The following is a 16780-nucleotide window of genomic DNA, read 5'->3' on the forward strand; positions in this document are numbered from 1 at the left end:
TGCGAGCGAAGCGAAGCAATCCAGGGTTCCGCCCACCATCCTGGATTGCTTCGCTTCGCTCGCAATGACGCGTATGCTGAGGCAGCGAGCCTAGATAACGAATGGCCGGGAGGAAGAGCCAGATGTTCAAGTTCAGCCGCTTCGCCGCAATCGCCGCAGCAGCCCTCCTCCTCTCGACCGCCCCCTCCCGCGCCGACGACGCCATCCCCGGCGTCCCGCGCGAGCTGCTCGAGGACATCGCCACCGGCAGCCGGGTGCTCGCCGATCTCGGTGTCGTCGATGCCTTCGGCCATGTCAGCGCACGCAGTCCCGCCAATCCGCGCCACTTCCTGATGGCGCGCTCGATTGCGCCGGCGCAGGTCACCGCCGCCGACATCATGGAGTTCGACGAGAACGGCGAGCCGGTCGACGCGAAGAACCGCGCCGTCTTCCTCGAACGCTTCATCCATGCCGAGATCTACAAGGCGCGTGCCGACGTCAACGCCGTCGTGCACACGCATTCACCGGGCGTCGTTCCTTTCAGCGTCAGCCGCACGCCGCTGAAGCCGCTCTATCACAACGCCGCGTTCCTCGGCGAAGGCGCGCCGGTGTGGGACATCGGCAAGGAGTTCGGCGCCACCGACATGCTGGTGCGCAACAACGCGATCGGCAAATCGCTCGCAGCCGCGCTCGGCGACAAATCGGTCGTGCTGATGCGCGGCCATGGCGACGTCACCGTCGGCCCTGCGGTGCAGGCCGCCGTGTTCCGCGCCTACTACACCGACGTCAATGCCCGACTGCAAGCGCAGGCGCTCGGGCTCGGCTCCGATGTGACCTATCTCAGCGCCGAGGAAGCCGCCAAGGCCGACGGCGTCAACATGGTGATCATGGACCGCGCCTGGGTGCTGTGGAAGCAGAAGGTGCAGGCGGGGAAATAGTCGGGAGCAATGGCGCTGCAGGCGACACCATCGAAGATCGTTCCGGAGCGCCCCGGGGTTCGCTCCGGAATTCTCTGCAGCGCCGACGCCGTTCTACAGCGCGCCTTCCGTCTCGACATACAGCGCGTACAGCGAATGCGACGCCGCCATGTAGAGCCGGTTGTTCTTCGGCCCGCCGAACGTCAGGTTGGCGCAGCGCTCGGGCAGCCGGATGAAGCCGATCGGCTTGCCCTGCGGGTTGAACACCATGACGCCATCGAGATCCTCCGGCTTGCCCTTGAGCGGAAACACCTTGCGGCCGTTGACGTCGACCGGCTCCGACGCCAGCGCGCCGTTCGATCCCCAGCCGCACCAGAGATTGCCGTCACGGTCGACGCGGAAACCGTCGAGCGAGCCCTGGTCGGCGGCGTCGATCAGCTTGGTCTTGTTGCCGACCGTGCCGTCGGCATTGACGTCGTAGCTCCAGATGCTGCGGTTCGGCGTGCCCTTCCACTCCACGACGTAGAGCTTCTTCTCGTCCGGCGAAAAGGCGAGCCCGTTCGGATTGACGAGATCGGTAATGACGGCGGTCAGCTTGCCGTCGGTGCCGATGCGGAACACGTTGGTGCCGGCCTGCTCGGATTTGGCCTTGAAGCCCTCCCAATTGCCATTGATGCCGAACAGGGGATCGGTGAACCAGATCGTGTCGTCCGACTTCACCACGATGTCGTTCGGCGCGTTCAGCCGCTTGCCTTCGAAGCTGTCGGCGAGCACGGTCACGGTGCCGTTCTTCTCCGTCCGGGTGATGCGGCGCGTCACCGAATGTTCGCAGCTGACGAGCCGCCCCTGGCGGTCGCGCGTGTTGCCGTTGGCGTAGTTCGAAGGGCTGCGGACGACGGTGAAGCTGCCGTCGTCCTCGCTGTACTTCATGATCCGGTTGTTGGGGATGTCGCTGACCAGAACACAGCGTTCTTCGGGAAAATAGACCGGCCCCTCCGCCCAGCGCATGCCGCTGGCGACCTGCTCGACGGTCGAGCTGTAGAGGCGATACTTGGCGAAGCTCGGATCGAGGATCTCGACCGCGGGATCGGGATAGCGCTGGTTCGGCTTGAACGCGAAGGATTGCGCCTTCGCCTGCCCCGAGATCGCCAGCGCCGCTCCGCTGAGCGCGGCCGAAAGCATGCCGCGACGCGACAATATCATCAGTCTCCTCCGTATCGTTCTTGTGTTGGGCCGGGGACCGGCCATGTTCTTCCCATAGAAGGTGCGCGCGGAACTTTCCATTGCTTTTGCGGTATCGATCGGCGCACGGCCATTCCCGCGCTGCAGCGGACGGGTCGTGCCGGCGCTGCTCGGGCCTCTTTTCGCCGCAAAGCTGACACAACGCTAATTCCCGCGCAGACATGATTCCCACGAGGCTCACCCCGCGGATGCCCCTGCATTTTACCCGTCTCCTCGCCGTGGCGTTCGGTCTGTGCCTCGGCACGCCGTGCCTGGCCGAACCGCCGCTTCCGGCCGCCGGCTCGCTCGAGGACAAGCCCGACATCGATCTCTACGCGCTGATGTCCGGCACCTGTCGCACCGTGAAGGTCGACGGCCGCGAATTCCCGTGCAAGACCGTGGCATTCTTTCACAGCGAAAAGGGCCGCGCGCATTTTACCGTCGCGCTCGACGATCCCTCCGACGAGAGCCACATCATCGCCTTCTCCGGCATCAACGGCCGTCGATCGATCCAGAACGTCTACGAGCTCCCGATCGATCGCATGCTGTTGAACTCGAAGCACCGCCCGAAGGTGGACGGCATTCCGGTGCCCGCAGCGCAGATCTCGTCGGGCGTGTGCCGGCAGATCGGCAATTTCGCCATGCTCAAGGTGACGAGCGTGACCTGCTCCGCCAAGGACGAGTCCGGCCGCGCCTACGAGCTGCAATTCGTCTCCGACGGCACGCCCATCATCCTGCGCCGCGTACGCCAGACCATGACCAACGCGGAGCACAATCCCTACCAGTAAGCCTGCCGGCTCGGCAGTCCGGCGCCGTTGCTTGTGCTGGATGCAAAAAAATTCGTCATCCCGTTGAACGTGTGCCCGTCCCCCCCGACCTATCGGCAAAGGGGAGGACCGTCATGCCGACCGAGCCGACCGACCTCGAAGCCGCAAGCGCGCAGCACGAAGACGGCGTGACGCTGTCTCTGTCCGGCGGCGGCTACCGCGCGATGCTGTTTCACATCGGCGCGCTGTGGCGGCTCAACGAAGTCGGACTGCTGAGCCGGCTCAAGCGCATTTCCAGCGTGTCCGGCGGTTCGATCACCGCCGCCTATCTCGGCCTCCGTTGGAAGGACCTTCGTTTCGACGCTGCGGGCAAGGCGGACAACCTCACCATCATCGTCGATGGTCTTCGCAGGATGGCGGACACATCGGTCGATGTCGGCGCGGTGATCGGCGGGATCCTGCTGCCCGGCACGATCAGCGATCGTGTGGCGGCCGCGTATGACGGCGTTCTGTTCGGCGGCAAGAAGCTCGCCGACCTTCCAGACGATGGCGGCGGCAAGGCGCCGCGCTTCGTCATCAACGCGACCAACGTCCAGTCCGCCGTGCTATGGCGGTTCTCGCGTCGTTACATGGGCGATTATCGCGTCGGGCTGGTCGATGCACCCGACGTGACGCTTGCCACTGCGGTCGCGGCCTCCTCGGCTTTCCCTCCCATCCTTTCGCCGCTGACGCTGCCGATCCGACAGCCGGTTCGGAAGGTGGATGGCGCCGATCTCAATCATCCACCTTATACGACGAGCGCCGTGCTCAGCGACGGCGGCGTCTACGACAATCTGGGCCTCGAGACCGTGAAGCGCTTCTCGACGCTGCTCGTCAGTGATGCCGGGCAGCAGATTGCTGCGGAGGACGATCCGCATCACGATTGGGCCCGCCATGCCGTTCGCATCCTCGGCGTCATCGACAATCAGGTCCGGAGCCTGCGCAAGCGTCAGTTGATCGACGCCTATCGGCGGGGCGATCACACCGGCACCTACTGGGGCATCCGCACCAGCTTCGCGGACTACGGGCTGGCCGCGGATCCGCTGGACTGCCTGCACCGAAACCCCGCTGCGCTGGCGGCCATTCCGACCCGGCTCGAGAAGATGCCGCACGACCTACAGAACCGGCTGATGAACTGGGGCTACGCGGTCTGCGACGCAGCGCTGCGCGCCCATATCGACACAGCGCTGCAACAGAAGCTCGGAATTCAGATCGCAGATCCGACCGGCTTCCCGTTCCCGGGCGCCTACTGATCGAGCGACCTCGTGTCCAACCAACATTAGCGGGCGTCCCGCAGAGGTGAGGATGACCTATCCATCGCGGTTCAAATGCGACGACGTCACGTCCAGGAGCGAAGCAACCACCGCGCAGGCCGAGACGCCGGAGGACATCTTCTCAACGACGGAAATCCCCTTTCCCTCGGAGCGTCCGCTCAACGTCTATGCGTTCGATCCGAGCCTCGGCAAGTTCGTCAGCAATCAGATGGTCACGCGTGTCCGCTACGAGAACCTCGCAGCCGGTCCAGTCGGCGAGCGCTTCGCGGTGATCGACTACGACGGCAGCCAGAAGACCTTTTACAAGCCGGTCGATCTCGACGATCCGAAACTGCTGATGACGCACGGGCTGCTTCCCTCGGAGGCGGACCCGCGCTTTCATCAGCAGATGGTGTATGCCGTCGCGAGCGAGACCCTGCAGCGCTTCGAATATGCCCTGGGTCGCCGGGTGCGCTGGCGGACCCGGCTCGACCGCAGTCAACCGCCCGCGCCCAGAGGCGCCTCCCGGCGACTGAACCTGTTTCCGCACGCCATGTGCGAGGCGAATGCCTTCTACAGTCCGGACGCGCACGGCATCCTGTTCGGCTACTTCAAAGCCAGCCGCACCAATCCAGGCCGCAACCTGCCGGGCCAGACCGTGTTCACCTGCCTGTCGCACGACATCATCGTGCACGAGACCACGCACGCGATCGTCGACGGCATCCGCGAGCATTTCATGGAGCCGACCAATGTCGACGTGGCGGCCTTTCACGAGGCATTCGCCGATCTCGCCGCGCTATTCCTGCATTTCTCGCATAAGGAGGTGCTGGTCGATACGCTGCAGAAGACCGGCGGCAAGCTGTTCGAGTTCAAGCTGAAGGGAGACGCCGAACTGGCGCCTGGGGCCACGCCGGCAATCCAGTCGCAGCTCAGCGCTGAAAACCCGCTGATCGCGCTGGCCACTCAGTTCGGCGAAGCCGCAGGGCGACAGTCCTGCCTGCGCAGCGCCCTGATGACGCCGGCGACTCCCGAAGGGGCCAAGGAGATCTCGACCAAGATCGAACCGCATGAGCGCGGCTCGATACTGGTCGCCGCGGTCTTCGACGCCTACTTCACCGTCTACGGCCGCAGAACCTTCGACCTGTTCCGGATCTTTCGAGCCGGCGGCGGAAATATCGACAAGGCCGATCTGCCGGCGCCGCTCGCGAACCGGCTGGCGATGGAGGCAAGCCGGACGGCCGAGGAGTTCTTCACCATCTGCGCTCGTGCGCTGGACTACTGCCCGCCGGTCGACATCACCTTCGGCGACTTCCTCCGTGCGCTGCTCACGGCACATCTGGACTACACACCCGATGACCCGGACCACATCCGTGACGCCTTGATGCAGGCCTTTCGTCTGCGCGGCATCATCGCCGAGAACGCAAGCGCCTTTTCCGAGGAGGCGCTGTTCTGGCCGAAGGTGGTGCGCGGGAAGCTGGAGGTAGAAGACCTTATCTTCGGTGATCCCAACGGCCTCACCAAGGCGGAGAAGGACCACAATGGCGACGTGCTGCGCGCCTTTGCCGTCGAGAAAGCGGACAAGCTCGGCTTCGATCCGAAGGTCGCCAAGATCGAGGCCCCTTCCTTTCATCCGATGTTCTCGACCGGAAAGGACGGCAAGCTCTATGTCAGCATGATCGTGGAGCTGGTGCAGACCATGCGCGTCCCGTTCGGCCACGGCATCCCCGGCACATTCCCGCTGCGCAACGGCGTCACGCTGCTGATTGCGCAGGATCCACCCGAGCATGACAAGCGCCCCACTCCGCGCGTGCGCTTCGTCATTCCCAAGCTCTACCATCCCGACCGCGAGGAACGCGTGCGCAATTTCTACGTCGGCAGCGGACGCGCCACCACGACGCCGTCCGAACATGACGAGGACAAGCGCTTCCGGCTGGACTTCGCGCTGCTCCATGCGGGAGTCTGACATGCCTGGTCGCCAGAGGTCCGAACCATCCAGCCCCTCGCGCACGCGGAAGCCTGCCCGCAGCGGCGGATCTGTCCGCAAGCGGACGACGCCCGCGGCCAAGGCCGCGCCCTCGCCAACCGCCGCGGCGCCACAGGCCGCCCGCGGCCTGCGCGTGCGCATGTACCGCATCGGCTTCGGCGACTTCTTCCTGCTCAGCGTGCCGACCGGTGGCGGCGCCAGCCATATCCTGATCGATTGCGGCGTTCACGCCAAGGATCTCGGCAGCATGCGCGCGGCCGTCATGCAGATGGCGAAGGATTGCGGCAACCGGCTTGCGCTGGTGATCATGACGCACCGTCATGCCGATCACATCTCGGGCTTCGGCAGCTGTGCCGACATTTTCGCTGAGATCGAGGTGGAGCGGGTGTGGATGCCCTGGTTCGAGAACCCGGACGATCAGAAAGCCGTGGCATTTCAGGCAAGCCTGGTCGCGATGGCTGGCCAACTCGGACGGCAGTTCCAGGCGCGGCTGGCGGCAGCGCCGGATCCCGCGGTGGAGCAATTGCTGAGCATGGCCGAGAACATCACCGGAGGCCTCGGCGTTGCGGGCATCGCCGCGAACCAGAAGGCGCTGAACGTGCTGCATGGCGGCTTCAAGAACAGCCAGCCAAAGCCTGATTACTACAAGGCCGGCGACGTGCCGATGCTTCCTGCGGCTCTCGCCGCGGCGGGCCTCACCGCCGAGATCCTGGGACCGCCGATCGACGACGCCCTGATCCGCCAGATGACCAACAAGAACCAGCAATATCTGGCGGGCGCTACCGAGATCAGCGACCAGCCGGAGCGATTGAAGCCGTTCGGGAATGCCTTCCGCGGCAGGCGCGAGGACTACGGCGACAAGGCCTTCGCGCCCTACGGCTACGATCGGCTCAAGAGCATGCTCGATGGCGCGCAGCCGGATGTGCTGGCCGCGCAGGCGAAAGCCGCCGACAAGACGCTGAATAATCAGAGCCTCGTCATCCTGTTCTCGTTCGCCGGCAAGAACCTGTTGTTTGCAGGCGACGCGCAATGGGGCAATTGGGAGAACTTTCTCTATGGCGGCGCCTATGGCACGCCAGGCCATACCCAGCTCACCGCCAGGGCCCGGGACATTCTGGGCAAGATCGATTTCTACAAGGTCGGTCATCACGGCAGCGCGAATGCGACCCCGAAGGATGCCGTCAAGGCGATGCGCATCGGCTGCGTCGGGATGTGCTCGACCCAGGAGCACGCCTACAACGAGGTGCCGCGCGCACCGCTTCTCGACGCGCTCCGCCAGCGCATGAACGATCAGCTGGCGCGCAGCGACCAGGTCGCCGCCGCCCCGGACAAGCCTGCAAACCCCGATGCCGGCCCGCTGCCCCCTGCTTTCAGCGCGCCGGGACAGCAGCTCTTCATCGACTATGATTTCTGAGCTCGCCGAGATCCCAGGTCACGCAGAACCTCCTGCGCTGCGCGGCCGAGCCGCCTCGCGGCATCGGCGAGATCCTTCGGTGGAAAGCCGGCATAGCCGAGAATGAAGCCGTCCGGCCCGCGCTGCACGATCCGCGCATCGGACAGGAGACGACATTCGATATCGGCGCGTTCGCGGATCAGCCGCGCTGCGCCTCTCGGCGCTCCCGGTGGCAGCGTCGCCAGGAGATGCAGCCCCTGCGCGGGCGCGGACAATTCCAGTGATCCCTTCGCGTACTTGCCGAGCGCCTCCGCGACCACATCGCGCGCCTGGCGATAGCGCGGCCGCATCCGCCGCATGTGCGCGGCGATCACGCCGTCGGCCATCAGATCCGCCAGCGCCTCCTGCATGAAGGCGGGCGGAAAGCGGTCCTGCGCGGCGCGCGCGGCGACGACGCGGGCCACGAGCGCGGGCGGCACCACGAGATAGCCGAGCCGCAGCCCGGCAAACAACGTCTTGGCGAAGGTGCCGAGATAGATCACCCGCTCGCCGCCGATCCCGGCAAGCGCCGTCAACGGCGGCCCGGCGAAACGATACTCGCTGTCGTAGTCGTCCTCGAAGATGTAGGCGCCAGCCTTGCGCGCCCATTCCAGCAGCGCGATGCGCCGCGCCATGCTCATCGCGACGCCGGTCGGAAACTGATGCGAAGGCGTGACATAGGCGGCTTTGGCTCTTGCCCAAGCCTTTTCTCCAGCGCTCACGACGATGCCTTCGCCGTCGACCGGCACCGGCACAAGCTTCGCGCCGGTCGTGCTCAGGGTATGGCGCGAGGCGACATAGCCGGGATCCTCGAACCAGACGGCGTCTCCCGATGCAAGCAGCGCATCGATGCACAGGCGCAGCCCGTGCTGCGTGCCGCTCACGATCAGGATGCAGCTCGGATCGCAGCGGACACCGCGATTGGCGGCGAGATAGTGCGCAATCCGGGTGCGCAGATGCAGGCTGCCGCGCGGATCGCCATAGCCGAGCTCGTCGGGGGCGGCCTGCGCTATCGTTCGACGGCTGACCGCGGCGAGCCGCTTCAGGAGCCCTGGATCGACCAGCGTGCAGCCGAGCGCGAATGGCCGTCGCGGCGGAATGCGGATCTCCAACTCGGCCGCCGGCGCGGCCGCTTGCGGCGCGGGCAGCTGAGCGGCGACATAGGTGCCGGCACCATGCCGCGCCTCCACCAGGCCGTCGGACAGCAGCGCCTCATAAGCAGCAACGATCGCGTTACGACGAACGCCAAGCTGCTCGGCGAGCGCGCGCGACGACGGCAGCCGCAGACCGGGCGCGAGCAGCCCGTCGACGATTCCGCTCCGCAGGGCCGCGTGCACCTGCTGCGACTGCCCCCGAATGGCGCGATCGAGCCGGATCGGCAGCGCCAGAACATCGTCCCGGCGCCGAGAAGTGGTTGCTGGATTTGGCATCGAAGTGGAACTCCCCGCAACCACTTTGCCATGGCATGACCTTGCTCGCAAACAGGAGACCGACCATGTCCGAGCAACAGGTGGGGAGCTACCCCGTCGACGACACCAACCGCGTCAAGCGGAGGCACCAACGTGCGCACTACGATCACGCCACCGTGCACGCCCTGCTCGACTCAGGCACCCTCTGCCACGTGTCGTACGTCATCGACGGCCAACCCTACTGCACGCCGACACTGTATTGGCGCGAGGGGACGACGCTGTACTGGCATGGCTCGAGCGCGAGCCGGATGCTGCGCAATCTGTCCGAGGGACAGCCGGCCTGCCTGACCGTGACGCATCTCGACAGCCTGGTGCTGGCGCGCAGCGCCTTCCATCACTCTGCCGACTACCGATCGGTGATGGCGTTCGGCCATAGCAGGCTGATCGAGGACCAGACCGAGAAGGCGCGGGCCTTGACCATGATGGTCGACCGTCTGTTCCCGGGCCGCACCGCAACGTTGCGCCCGACCACGGAGCAGGAGCTCAAGGCGACGTCGGTGGTGACCATGGAGATCGAGAAAGCCTCCGCCAAGATCCGCGCCGCCGGAATCATCGATGACGACGAGGACTATGCGCTGCCGATCTATGCCGAGCGGATTCCGGTGCGGACCGTGATCGAGCCGCCGGAGCCATGCTCCCGGCTACTACCCGGCCTAACGCGCCCGGCAACGCTCGCCGGATTCAGCGCCGGGCGGCTGCTCGATGAGGCGCTGACGGAGGCCTATGCGATGAGCTATCCGGCGGGGTAGTTGCAGTGCCACTATCGCAGATGCCGGTTGTCGATTCTGGACCGTCGACGATGATGCACAGCCGTCTCGACAACCACCGCCGTCATCCCGGCGAAAGCCGGGATCCATAACCACAGGAAGTGGTTTGAGGCAGAAGGGCAACGACCAGCTCGCGCCTCATGTCTGCTGCGGCGTATGGGTCCCGGATCAGCGCCCCACCGCGCTCTCGCGCGCCGGGGCTTGTCCGGGACGACAGCGGAATTCATCATGCGCAGAGGCTCCCGTGGAAGCATAGACGCGCCGGCTCCCCTCACGTCATCGCGAGCGCCAGCGAAGCGATCCAGGGGCTGCACGAATGATCTGGATGCTCCGCTCGCACGAACGGCGTACCGAAGCCAGCCTTACTTTTCGATCATCCGGTTCCAGCGCGTGTTCCACTCTGGGCGCTTGGCGTTGATGACGTCCCAGTCGAGCGTGATCGCGGTCTTCATGTAGGTGTGGAAGGTCGCGAGCTTCTGCTCGGCGGCGGGCGTCGTGGCCTTGGCCAGGGTGTTGGACGGCACGATGTTGCCGGCCGCCAGCGCCTTGGCCTGTGCTTCCGGCGACAGCAGATAGGCGGCAAGCTTCTGCGCCAGCTCGGCGTCCGAATTGTTGGCGATCACGCATTGCGCGACCATCAGCACGACGGAGCCTTCCTTCGGCTGCGCATACTCCACCGCAATGCCCTTCTCCTTCAAGGTCGACACCGCCGTCGGCGTCAGCGGGAAGATCGCGGCCTCGCCGGTCTGAACCATCTCGGAGATCTTGGCCGAGTTCGGGATGTATTCGAGCACGTTCTTGCCGATCGTCTCGGGAAACGCCTTGAAGCCCGGCTCGACATTGGCCTCGCTGCCGCCCTTGATGCGGTTGAACATCAGGAAGGCGTGCAAGCCGAAGGTCGAGACCGAGGCCGACTGGAACACGACCTTGTCCTTGTATTTGGGATCGGCGAGATCGAGCCAGGAGGTCGGTGCCGCCCAGCCCTTCTCGTCGAACAGCTTCTTGTTGTAGGCGAGCCCGGTCATGCCGATGTCGATGCCGGCGGCAATGTCGTCCTTCAGCCGCGCAAACGGCTCGAGCTGGCCGAGCGCCTCGCTCGGCCTCAGCTTCTCGCACAGGCCGAGGCCGGCCGCGCGGATCATCACGCCGTCGTCGAGAAACATCACATGCATCTGCGGCTTGTCCTTGGCGGCGATCGCCTTGGCGAGGATCTCCGAGGACGTGCCGGGCACGACGACGATCTTGACGTCGTTGGCCTTCTCGAAATCCGGGAACACCGCCTGCGTATAGGTGCGCTCGAAATTGCCGCCGTTCATGCCGACATAGAGCGTCTTGGTTTCGGCGTGCGCAACTGATGTGGCGAGCATCAGCGCGACGGCTGAGCCGAGCGCGGCGCGGGCATTGATCATGGCGAGGTCTCCTTATCCTGTCGTCGTTGGGTAGGGAGCATCGCCCGGCTGCGATGCGGGTGAGAAACGGGTGACCGCGAAAGCGTCGATCGGAGTCACAGTCCGGCCATCGCGCACCAGTTCGGCGAGGACTTCGCCGACACCCGGCGCGATCTGGAAGCCGGCACCGGAGAAGCCGAAGGCGTGAATGAGTCCCGGCGTCGTGGAGCTCGGCCCAATCACCGGATTGCGATCGGGCATCGTTGCCTCGGTGCCGCTCCAGAACCGGATCGCCTGGGCGTGGCGCAGCGGACCGAACAGCTCGCTCGCGCGCTGCATGATCGTGAGCGCGCCGTCGCTGCGCGGGCGTGAATAGTCGGGATCGGGAAGCGGCGCGGCGCGCTCGCCGCCGACCACGACGTTGCCGCGCGCGACCTGCCGCGCATAGATGCCGCCGCCTTCGATGCCGATGTTGACGCCGAGAAACGGATCGAGCGGCTCGGTCACGATCATCGACGGATAGGTGCGCTTCAGCGGCACCGGCTCGCGGAACGCGGCAGCAAAGTTGTCGGCCCAGGCGCCGGCGCTGTTGATGACCGTGCGCGCCTTGATGGCGACGTCGCCGGCCTCCAGCGCAAAGCCTTCGAACGTCCTGCTGGCGCCGGTAACCTTCGTCCTCTCCAACACCTCTGCGCCGGCCCGGCGGGCCGCTGCGGCAAAGGCCGTTGCGACGAGCCGAGGATTGGCATGACCGTCGCCCGGGCAGAACGAGCCGCCGACGATATCGCCTGCGATGCCGAAGCGCTCGCGCAGCTGATTGTGGCCGATGAGTTCGAGATCGAGCCCGAAGGCTGCGACCTCCGCGGCATAGTGCTCGAGACTTGCCATGTCAGCCGCACTGCGTGCCAGCTTGAGATGGCCCGAGCGCAGGAACTCGCCGTCGATGCCGATCAGCTGTTGCAGTCGCGGCCAGATCGCGTGCGAGCGCTGCGACAGCGGCAACTGCTCCGGCGGCCTGCCCTGGCGGCGCACGCCGCCATAGTTCACGCCGCTCGCCTGCGCGCCGCAAAAGCCCTTGTCGAGCAGCGTGACCGAAAAACCCATGCCGCGCAGCGCCAGCGCCGCGGAGCTGCCGACCAGCCCGCCGCCGATGATCGCGACATCGCAGTCAATGCGCCGGGTCATGCTGCCTCTCATCGACGGACAGGCTCACGGCCAGCGGGATCGGCTTGATCGGCGCCTGCGCGCGGAGCCGGCCGACGGCCCCGATGTCGCGATTTGCTTGCGCCGCCAGCAGCTCGGCGGCAGCTACGCCGCACATGCGGCCCTGGCAACGGCCCATGCCGATGCGCGTCACCGCCTTGAGCCGGTTCATTTCGGTGAGTGCGAAGTCGTCGATCGCGCGCCGCGCCTCGCCAGCGCTGATGTCCTCGCAACGGCAGAGCAGCGTGTCATCGGCAATGCCGTCGGCCCAATGCGCCGGAAAGGGAAACGCGGCTTCGAGCGCATCGCGCAGGCGATCGATTCTCGCGAGCGTGTGTTCGAGGGCGGCGGCCCGCGCGGCCTCATGCGGCAGGCGACGGTCTTCCAGCAGCGCCAGCGCGGCGCGTTCGCCGGCCGCTTCCGCCGCGTCGGCGCCGGCGATGCGCGCGCCGTCGCCGGCGAGATAGACCCCCGGCACGCTGCTGCGGCCGCTGGGATCGCGCAGCGGCAGATGTGCACGGTCGCGCGGATCGAAGCGGAACGCGCAGCCGGCGAGATCGGCGGCCTGCGTCTCCGAGCGCAGGTTCAAGCCATAGCCCACGCCGTCGCAGGCGATCGCGTGCTCGCGTCCTCCGGCCCGATAGAGGATGCGTGCAACCCGACCCTCGCCTTCGATGCGAAGAGCGCAGACGCCGAGTTGCACGCGCGTGCCGCGCAGCGCCAGCTCCGCCGCCATGCGTATGCCACGCAGCACGATGTCAGGCGCGAGCAGCAACGCGCGCAGCAGATTGAGTTTCGCCGACAGCGGCGCCGCGTCGAGCACCGCCGCGACCTCGACACCGGCCTTCATGTATTGCCAGGCGACGAGATAGAGCAGCGGGCCGGAGCCGGCGAACACCACCCGCCCGCCGATCGCGCAGCCCTGTGCCTTGAGCGCGACCTGCGCGCCGCCGAGCGTGAACACGCCGGGCAAGGTCCAGCCGGGAATCGGCAGCACGCGATCGGTCGCGCCGGTGGCGAGGATCAGCCCGTCATAGCTCACGCGGTGATTGACGCCGTCGCGGAGAAGATCGGCGGCACCGTCGCGCAGATTCCACAACAATGTATTCGGACGGTAGTCGACATCGTTGCCGAGCCCCGCGAAGTCGCGATGCAGCCGCGAGGCCTTGGCGGCCTCGGAGCCGTAGCGGGCGCGGTCATCGCGGCCGTCGGGAGTAAGCGGCTGGCGATAGATCTGGCCGCCGCAGGCGTGGGCCTCATCGATGACCGTCGGCCGCAGGCCGGCGGCGGCGAGCGTGATCGCCGCGCGGATGCCGGCCGGGCCGGCGCCGACGATCAAGGGCGGCGCGCGCTCAGCCATGGCCGCGCCCCCGCTGCGTGACGATGTGCATGCCCTCGGTCAGCGGAGTCGTACAGGCGCGCAGCCGCTCGCCGCCGGCGAGCTGCACCCAGCAATCCTGGCACGCGCCCATCTGGCAGAAGCCGGCGCGGGCTGAGCCGGAGAACTCGCTCTCACGCAGCCGCTCGCCGTGACAGAGCACGGCCGTCAGCACGGTGTCGCCGGCGCGACCTTCGCAGGGCACGCCGTCGAGGGTGAAGAAGATCACCGGGCTGTCGGTACGGACGAGGCGATGCAGCAGCGGCATGTGTCAGCCCTGCCCTACGAGGATCTTGTCGAGGCCGAAGATGCGGTCGAGCAGCAGCATCGCCGCCGCCGTCACCGCAATCATCAGCGCCGACACCGCGGCCATCATCGGGTCGATCGACTCGGTCGCGTACATGTACATGCGCACCGGCAGAGTCACAGTGGCCGGCGAGGTGATGAAGATCGACATCGTGAGCTCGTCGAAGGAATTGATGAAGGCGAGCAGCCAGCCGCCGGTGATGCCCGGCAGGATCATCGGCACGGTGATGCGGCGGAACACGATCCAGCTGGAGGCGCCGAGTGTCACGGCGGCCTGCTCGGCGCTGCGGTCGAGCCCGGAGAGCGCGGCCAGCACGAGGCGCAGCACGTAAGGGGTGACGACGACGATGTGGCCCGCGGTCAGCCAGGCGAGGCTGCCGGTCGCGCCGAGCAGCGCGAACAACCGCAGCAGCGCGACGCCGAGCACGAGATGCGGGATCATCAGCGGCGACAGGAACAGCGCGTTCAGCGCCGCACGGCCGCGGAACTCGTAGCGGTCGAGCGCGAGGCCGGCGGCGACCGCGAGCACCACCGCGATCGTCGCCGCTATTGCTGCCACCCACAGGCTGTTGAGGAAGGAGGCGACGAAGTCGGGATGTTCGAACACGGCGCTGAACCAGCGCAGCGAAAATTGCGTCGTCGGCAAGGTCAGCGTGTTGGCGGGCGTGAACGCGACGAGGCAGATCACGATGAGCGGCGCCAGCACGAAGCCAACGACGAGCGTGTGAAACAGCAACGCGATCGGACCGTTGCGGTGCATGCTGATCACCCCAACGTCCGTCGCGCGCGGGCTTCGACCACGCGCTGATAAGCGAGCATGATGACGAGATTGATGACCAGCACCAGGATCGCGATCGCCGCGCCGAGCGGCCAGTTCAGCTCATGCATGTATTCGTCATAGACAAGGGTCGCCGCCATCTTCAGCCGGCGGCCGCCGAGCAGCGCGGGGATCGCGAAGGCCGAGGCCGAGAGGCCGAACACGACGAGGCTGCCGGACAACAGCCCCATCGTCACCTGCGGCAGCACCACGCGGCGCAGCGCGGTGAAGCGCGAGGCGCCGAGCGTCCAGGCGGCAGCTTCCACCATCGGGTCGAGCTTCTGCAGCGAGGTCCACACCGGGATCACCATGAACGGCAGCATCACATGGACCAGCGCGATGACGATCGCGGTCTCGGTGTAGAGGATCTTGATCGTGCCCAGGCCGAGCGCGCGGAACGCCTCGTTGACCAAGCCGGTGGGCCCGAGCAGCATGCTCCAGCCGAAGGCGCGCACCACGACCGAGACCAGCAGCGGACCGATGATCGCGAGCAGGAAGATCGAGCGCCAGGGCTCGCGCATGCGCGACAGGATGTAGGCCTCGGGCGCGCCGATGACGGCGCAGATCAAGGTCGTCAGCGCGGCGAGCCGCAGCGTGCGCCAGAAAATGTTGAGGAAGTAGCTATCGGTGAGGATCGTCGTGTAGTGCGAGAGCGTCGTCTCATCCTTCACGCCGCTCGCCGGGTCGTAGACGTGGAACGAGAGGATCAAGGTGAGCGCCAGCGGCACGAGCACGAGCGCCGTGAACAGCAGCGCGCCGGGCGCGGCCAACAGCCAGGGCGTCGTGGCGGCGCGCGCGTTGCTCATGCCGACTTCGCTCCCTCGTGCTCGAGGGCCTTGGCGCTGGCACTGCTCCAGACGAGCCCGACGGCATCGCCCTCTCGGGCCGGCTCCTCACCGGCATTCGGCACCGACACGCCGACGAGTCCGGCCGGCGTCTCCACGGTGAAGAACCAGGCGCTGCCGAGAAAGAAGCGCGCCTTGACGCGGCCGTCGAGCACGCCGGCGCCCGGCGAGGTCAGCATGATCTTCTCCGGCCGGATCGTCAGCACGGCGGCAGCGCCCTCGACGAGACCGGCGCCGTCGCACGGCAGCAGGCGGCCGCCGGCCTCGACACCGCCGATACGCCACACGCCGGGCAGCCGGTTCATCTTGCCGACGAAGGAGGAGATGAAGGGCGTCGCCGGACGCTCATACAACCGGTATGGCGCGTCGACCTGCATGATGCGGCCCTGCTCCATCACCACGACGCGGTCGCTCATCGACAGCGCCTCGCTTTGGTCGTGCGTGACCATGATGGTGGTGGTGCCGACCCGCTGCTGGATGCCGCGCAGTTCGAACTGCATCTCCTCGCGCAGCTTGGCATCGAGATTGGACAAGGGCTCGTCGAGCAGCAGCACCGGCGGATCGATCACCAGCGCACGCGCCACGGCGACGCGCTGGCGCTGCCCGCCGGAGAGCTGGCGCGGGTAGCGGTCGGCGAGCGCTGCGAGCTGTACCAGCGCCAGCGCCTGCTTGACGCGCGCCTCGCGCTCGGCCCTGGCGACCTTGCGCATCTCCAGGCCGAAGGAGACATTCTGCGCCACCGTCATGTGCGGGAACAGCGCATAGCTCTGGAAGACGATGCCGAGGCCGCGCCGGTCGGGCTTCTCATGGGTGATGTCGCGGCCGTCGAGCGTAATGCGCCCTGCGCTCGGTTCGACGAGGCCGGCGATCATCTGGAGGGTGGTGGTCTTGCCGCAGCCGGAGGGACCGAGCAGCGAGATGAACTCGCCCTTGGCGACGCTGAGATTGACGTCGCTGACCGCAGCGGCCTCGCCATAGCGCTTCGTCAGACCGTCGAGCGTCAGGAAACCCATGC

Annotated in this window: 15 protein-coding genes; 6 read left to right on the top strand and 9 right to left on the bottom strand. The window is 66.7% G+C overall.

What is annotated here, in order from left to right; genetic code table 11:
- The first annotated feature begins 122 nt into the window (after positions 1-122).
- Entirely contained in the window at positions 123-917 is a 795-nt protein-coding gene (locus QX108_RS15260; protein WP_315787557.1) for a class II aldolase/adducin family protein, read from the top strand.
- A 93-nt stretch (positions 918-1010) separates the two neighbouring features.
- Here QX108_RS15260 and QX108_RS15265 read toward each other — a convergent pair whose 3' ends face one another.
- Positions 1011-2099 carry an SMP-30/gluconolactonase/LRE family protein gene (locus QX108_RS15265; protein ID WP_315787556.1) on the bottom strand — a complete coding sequence of 363 codons (1089 nt, stop codon included), beginning with the start codon at positions 2097-2099 and terminating at the stop codon, positions 1011-1013.
- Between the two features lie 227 nt (positions 2100-2326).
- Here QX108_RS15265 and QX108_RS15270 point away from each other — a divergent pair, with 227 nt between their 5' ends.
- From QX108_RS15270 to QX108_RS15285, 4 genes are all read left to right on the top strand, one after another.
- Positions 2327-2905, top strand: coding sequence for a hypothetical protein (locus QX108_RS15270; RefSeq protein WP_315787555.1), 579 nt, complete (start codon positions 2327-2329; stop codon positions 2903-2905).
- A 113-nt stretch (positions 2906-3018) separates the two neighbouring features.
- Positions 3019-4176 carry a patatin-like phospholipase family protein gene (locus QX108_RS15275; RefSeq protein ID WP_315725170.1) on the top strand — a complete coding sequence of 386 codons (1158 nt, stop codon included), beginning with the start codon at positions 3019-3021 and terminating at the stop codon, positions 4174-4176.
- A 52-nt stretch (positions 4177-4228) separates the two neighbouring features.
- Positions 4229-6139: a peptidase M4 gene (locus tag QX108_RS15280; RefSeq protein WP_315725168.1), complete on the top strand. Its 1911-nt coding sequence runs from the start codon at positions 4229-4231 to the stop codon at positions 6137-6139.
- A gap of 160 nt (positions 6140-6299) precedes the next feature.
- Positions 6300-7574, top strand: a complete 1275-nt coding sequence (locus QX108_RS15285; RefSeq protein ID WP_315787559.1) for an MBL fold metallo-hydrolase — start codon at positions 6300-6302, stop codon at positions 7572-7574.
- Here QX108_RS15285 and QX108_RS15290 read toward each other — a convergent pair.
- Positions 7562-9022: a PLP-dependent aminotransferase family protein gene (locus QX108_RS15290; protein WP_315787554.1), complete on the bottom strand. Its 1461-nt coding sequence runs from the start codon at positions 9020-9022 to the stop codon at positions 7562-7564. The two genes, QX108_RS15285 and QX108_RS15290, sit on opposite strands and share 13 nt — an antisense overlap.
- A 65-nt stretch (positions 9023-9087) precedes the next feature.
- On the opposite strand from QX108_RS15290, the gene QX108_RS15295 reads away from it, so the two are divergent.
- On the top strand, positions 9088-9810 hold the full coding sequence (locus QX108_RS15295) for a pyridoxamine 5'-phosphate oxidase family protein (protein ID WP_315787553.1): 723 nt from the start codon (positions 9088-9090) through the stop codon (positions 9808-9810).
- Between the two features lie 380 nt (positions 9811-10190).
- Here the strand turns inward: QX108_RS15295 and QX108_RS15300 are convergent, their stop codons facing one another.
- The 7 genes from QX108_RS15300 to QX108_RS15330 are packed head-to-tail and all read right to left on the bottom strand — an operon-like array spanning position 10191 to position 16778.
- On the bottom strand, positions 10191-11237 hold the full coding sequence (locus QX108_RS15300) for a polyamine ABC transporter substrate-binding protein (RefSeq protein WP_315787552.1): 1047 nt from the start codon (positions 11235-11237) through the stop codon (positions 10191-10193).
- 12 nt (positions 11238-11249) lie between these two features.
- Positions 11250-12401, bottom strand: coding sequence for an FAD-dependent oxidoreductase (locus QX108_RS15305; RefSeq protein ID WP_315787551.1), 1152 nt, complete (start codon positions 12399-12401; stop codon positions 11250-11252).
- Entirely contained in the window at positions 12385-13779 is a 1395-nt protein-coding gene (locus tag QX108_RS15310) for an NAD(P)/FAD-dependent oxidoreductase (RefSeq protein WP_315787550.1), read from the bottom strand. Before QX108_RS15310 ends, QX108_RS15305 begins: the two co-directional genes overlap by 17 nt.
- Entirely contained in the window at positions 13772-14065 is a 294-nt protein-coding gene (locus QX108_RS15315) for a (2Fe-2S)-binding protein (protein WP_315787549.1), read from the bottom strand. Before QX108_RS15315 ends, QX108_RS15310 begins: the two co-directional genes overlap by 8 nt.
- 3 nt (positions 14066-14068) lie before the next feature.
- Positions 14069-14863, bottom strand: coding sequence for an ABC transporter permease (locus QX108_RS15320; RefSeq protein ID WP_315787548.1), 795 nt, complete (start codon positions 14861-14863; stop codon positions 14069-14071).
- 5 nt (positions 14864-14868) lie between these two features.
- The gene (locus QX108_RS15325; protein WP_315787547.1) at positions 14869-15726 is read right to left on the bottom strand and encodes an ABC transporter permease; all 858 of its coding nucleotides are present in this window, start codon (positions 15724-15726) and stop codon (positions 14869-14871) included.
- The gene (locus QX108_RS15330; protein WP_315787546.1) at positions 15723-16778 is read right to left on the bottom strand and encodes an ABC transporter ATP-binding protein; all 1056 of its coding nucleotides are present in this window, start codon (positions 16776-16778) and stop codon (positions 15723-15725) included. The genes QX108_RS15325 and QX108_RS15330 overlap by 4 nt, the downstream gene beginning before the upstream one ends.
- Positions 16779-16780 lie beyond the last annotated feature (2 nt).

The organism is Bradyrhizobium sp. SZCCHNR1002, from assembly GCF_032381435.1.
GTDB lineage: Bacteria > Pseudomonadota > Alphaproteobacteria > Rhizobiales > Xanthobacteraceae > Bradyrhizobium > Bradyrhizobium aeschynomenes.

Coding starts and splice junctions, on each gene's coding strand:
- QX108_RS15260 (WP_315787557.1), top strand. CDS start 123: ATGTTCAAGTTCAGCCGCTTCGCCGCAATCGCCGCAGCAGCCCTCCTC.
- QX108_RS15265 (WP_315787556.1), bottom strand. CDS start 2,099: ATGATATTGTCGCGTCGCGGCATGCTTTCGGCCGCGCTCAGCGGAGCG.
- QX108_RS15270 (WP_315787555.1), top strand. CDS start 2,327: ATGCCCCTGCATTTTACCCGTCTCCTCGCCGTGGCGTTCGGTCTGTGC.
- QX108_RS15275 (WP_315725170.1), top strand. CDS start 3,019: ATGCCGACCGAGCCGACCGACCTCGAAGCCGCAAGCGCGCAGCACGAA.
- QX108_RS15280 (WP_315725168.1), top strand. CDS start 4,229: ATGACCTATCCATCGCGGTTCAAATGCGACGACGTCACGTCCAGGAGC.
- QX108_RS15285 (WP_315787559.1), top strand. CDS start 6,300: ATGTACCGCATCGGCTTCGGCGACTTCTTCCTGCTCAGCGTGCCGACC.
- QX108_RS15290 (WP_315787554.1), bottom strand. CDS start 9,022: ATGCCAAATCCAGCAACCACTTCTCGGCGCCGGGACGATGTTCTGGCG.
- QX108_RS15295 (WP_315787553.1), top strand. CDS start 9,088: ATGTCCGAGCAACAGGTGGGGAGCTACCCCGTCGACGACACCAACCGC.
- QX108_RS15300 (WP_315787552.1), bottom strand. CDS start 11,237: ATGATCAATGCCCGCGCCGCGCTCGGCTCAGCCGTCGCGCTGATGCTC.
- QX108_RS15305 (WP_315787551.1), bottom strand. CDS start 12,401: ATGACCCGGCGCATTGACTGCGATGTCGCGATCATCGGCGGCGGGCTG.
- QX108_RS15310 (WP_315787550.1), bottom strand. CDS start 13,779: ATGGCTGAGCGCGCGCCGCCCTTGATCGTCGGCGCCGGCCCGGCCGGC.
- QX108_RS15315 (WP_315787549.1), bottom strand. CDS start 14,065: ATGCCGCTGCTGCATCGCCTCGTCCGTACCGACAGCCCGGTGATCTTC.
- QX108_RS15320 (WP_315787548.1), bottom strand. CDS start 14,863: ATGCACCGCAACGGTCCGATCGCGTTGCTGTTTCACACGCTCGTCGTT.
- QX108_RS15325 (WP_315787547.1), bottom strand. CDS start 15,726: ATGAGCAACGCGCGCGCCGCCACGACGCCCTGGCTGTTGGCCGCGCCC.
- QX108_RS15330 (WP_315787546.1), bottom strand. CDS start 16,778: ATGGGTTTCCTGACGCTCGACGGTCTGACGAAGCGCTATGGCGAGGCC.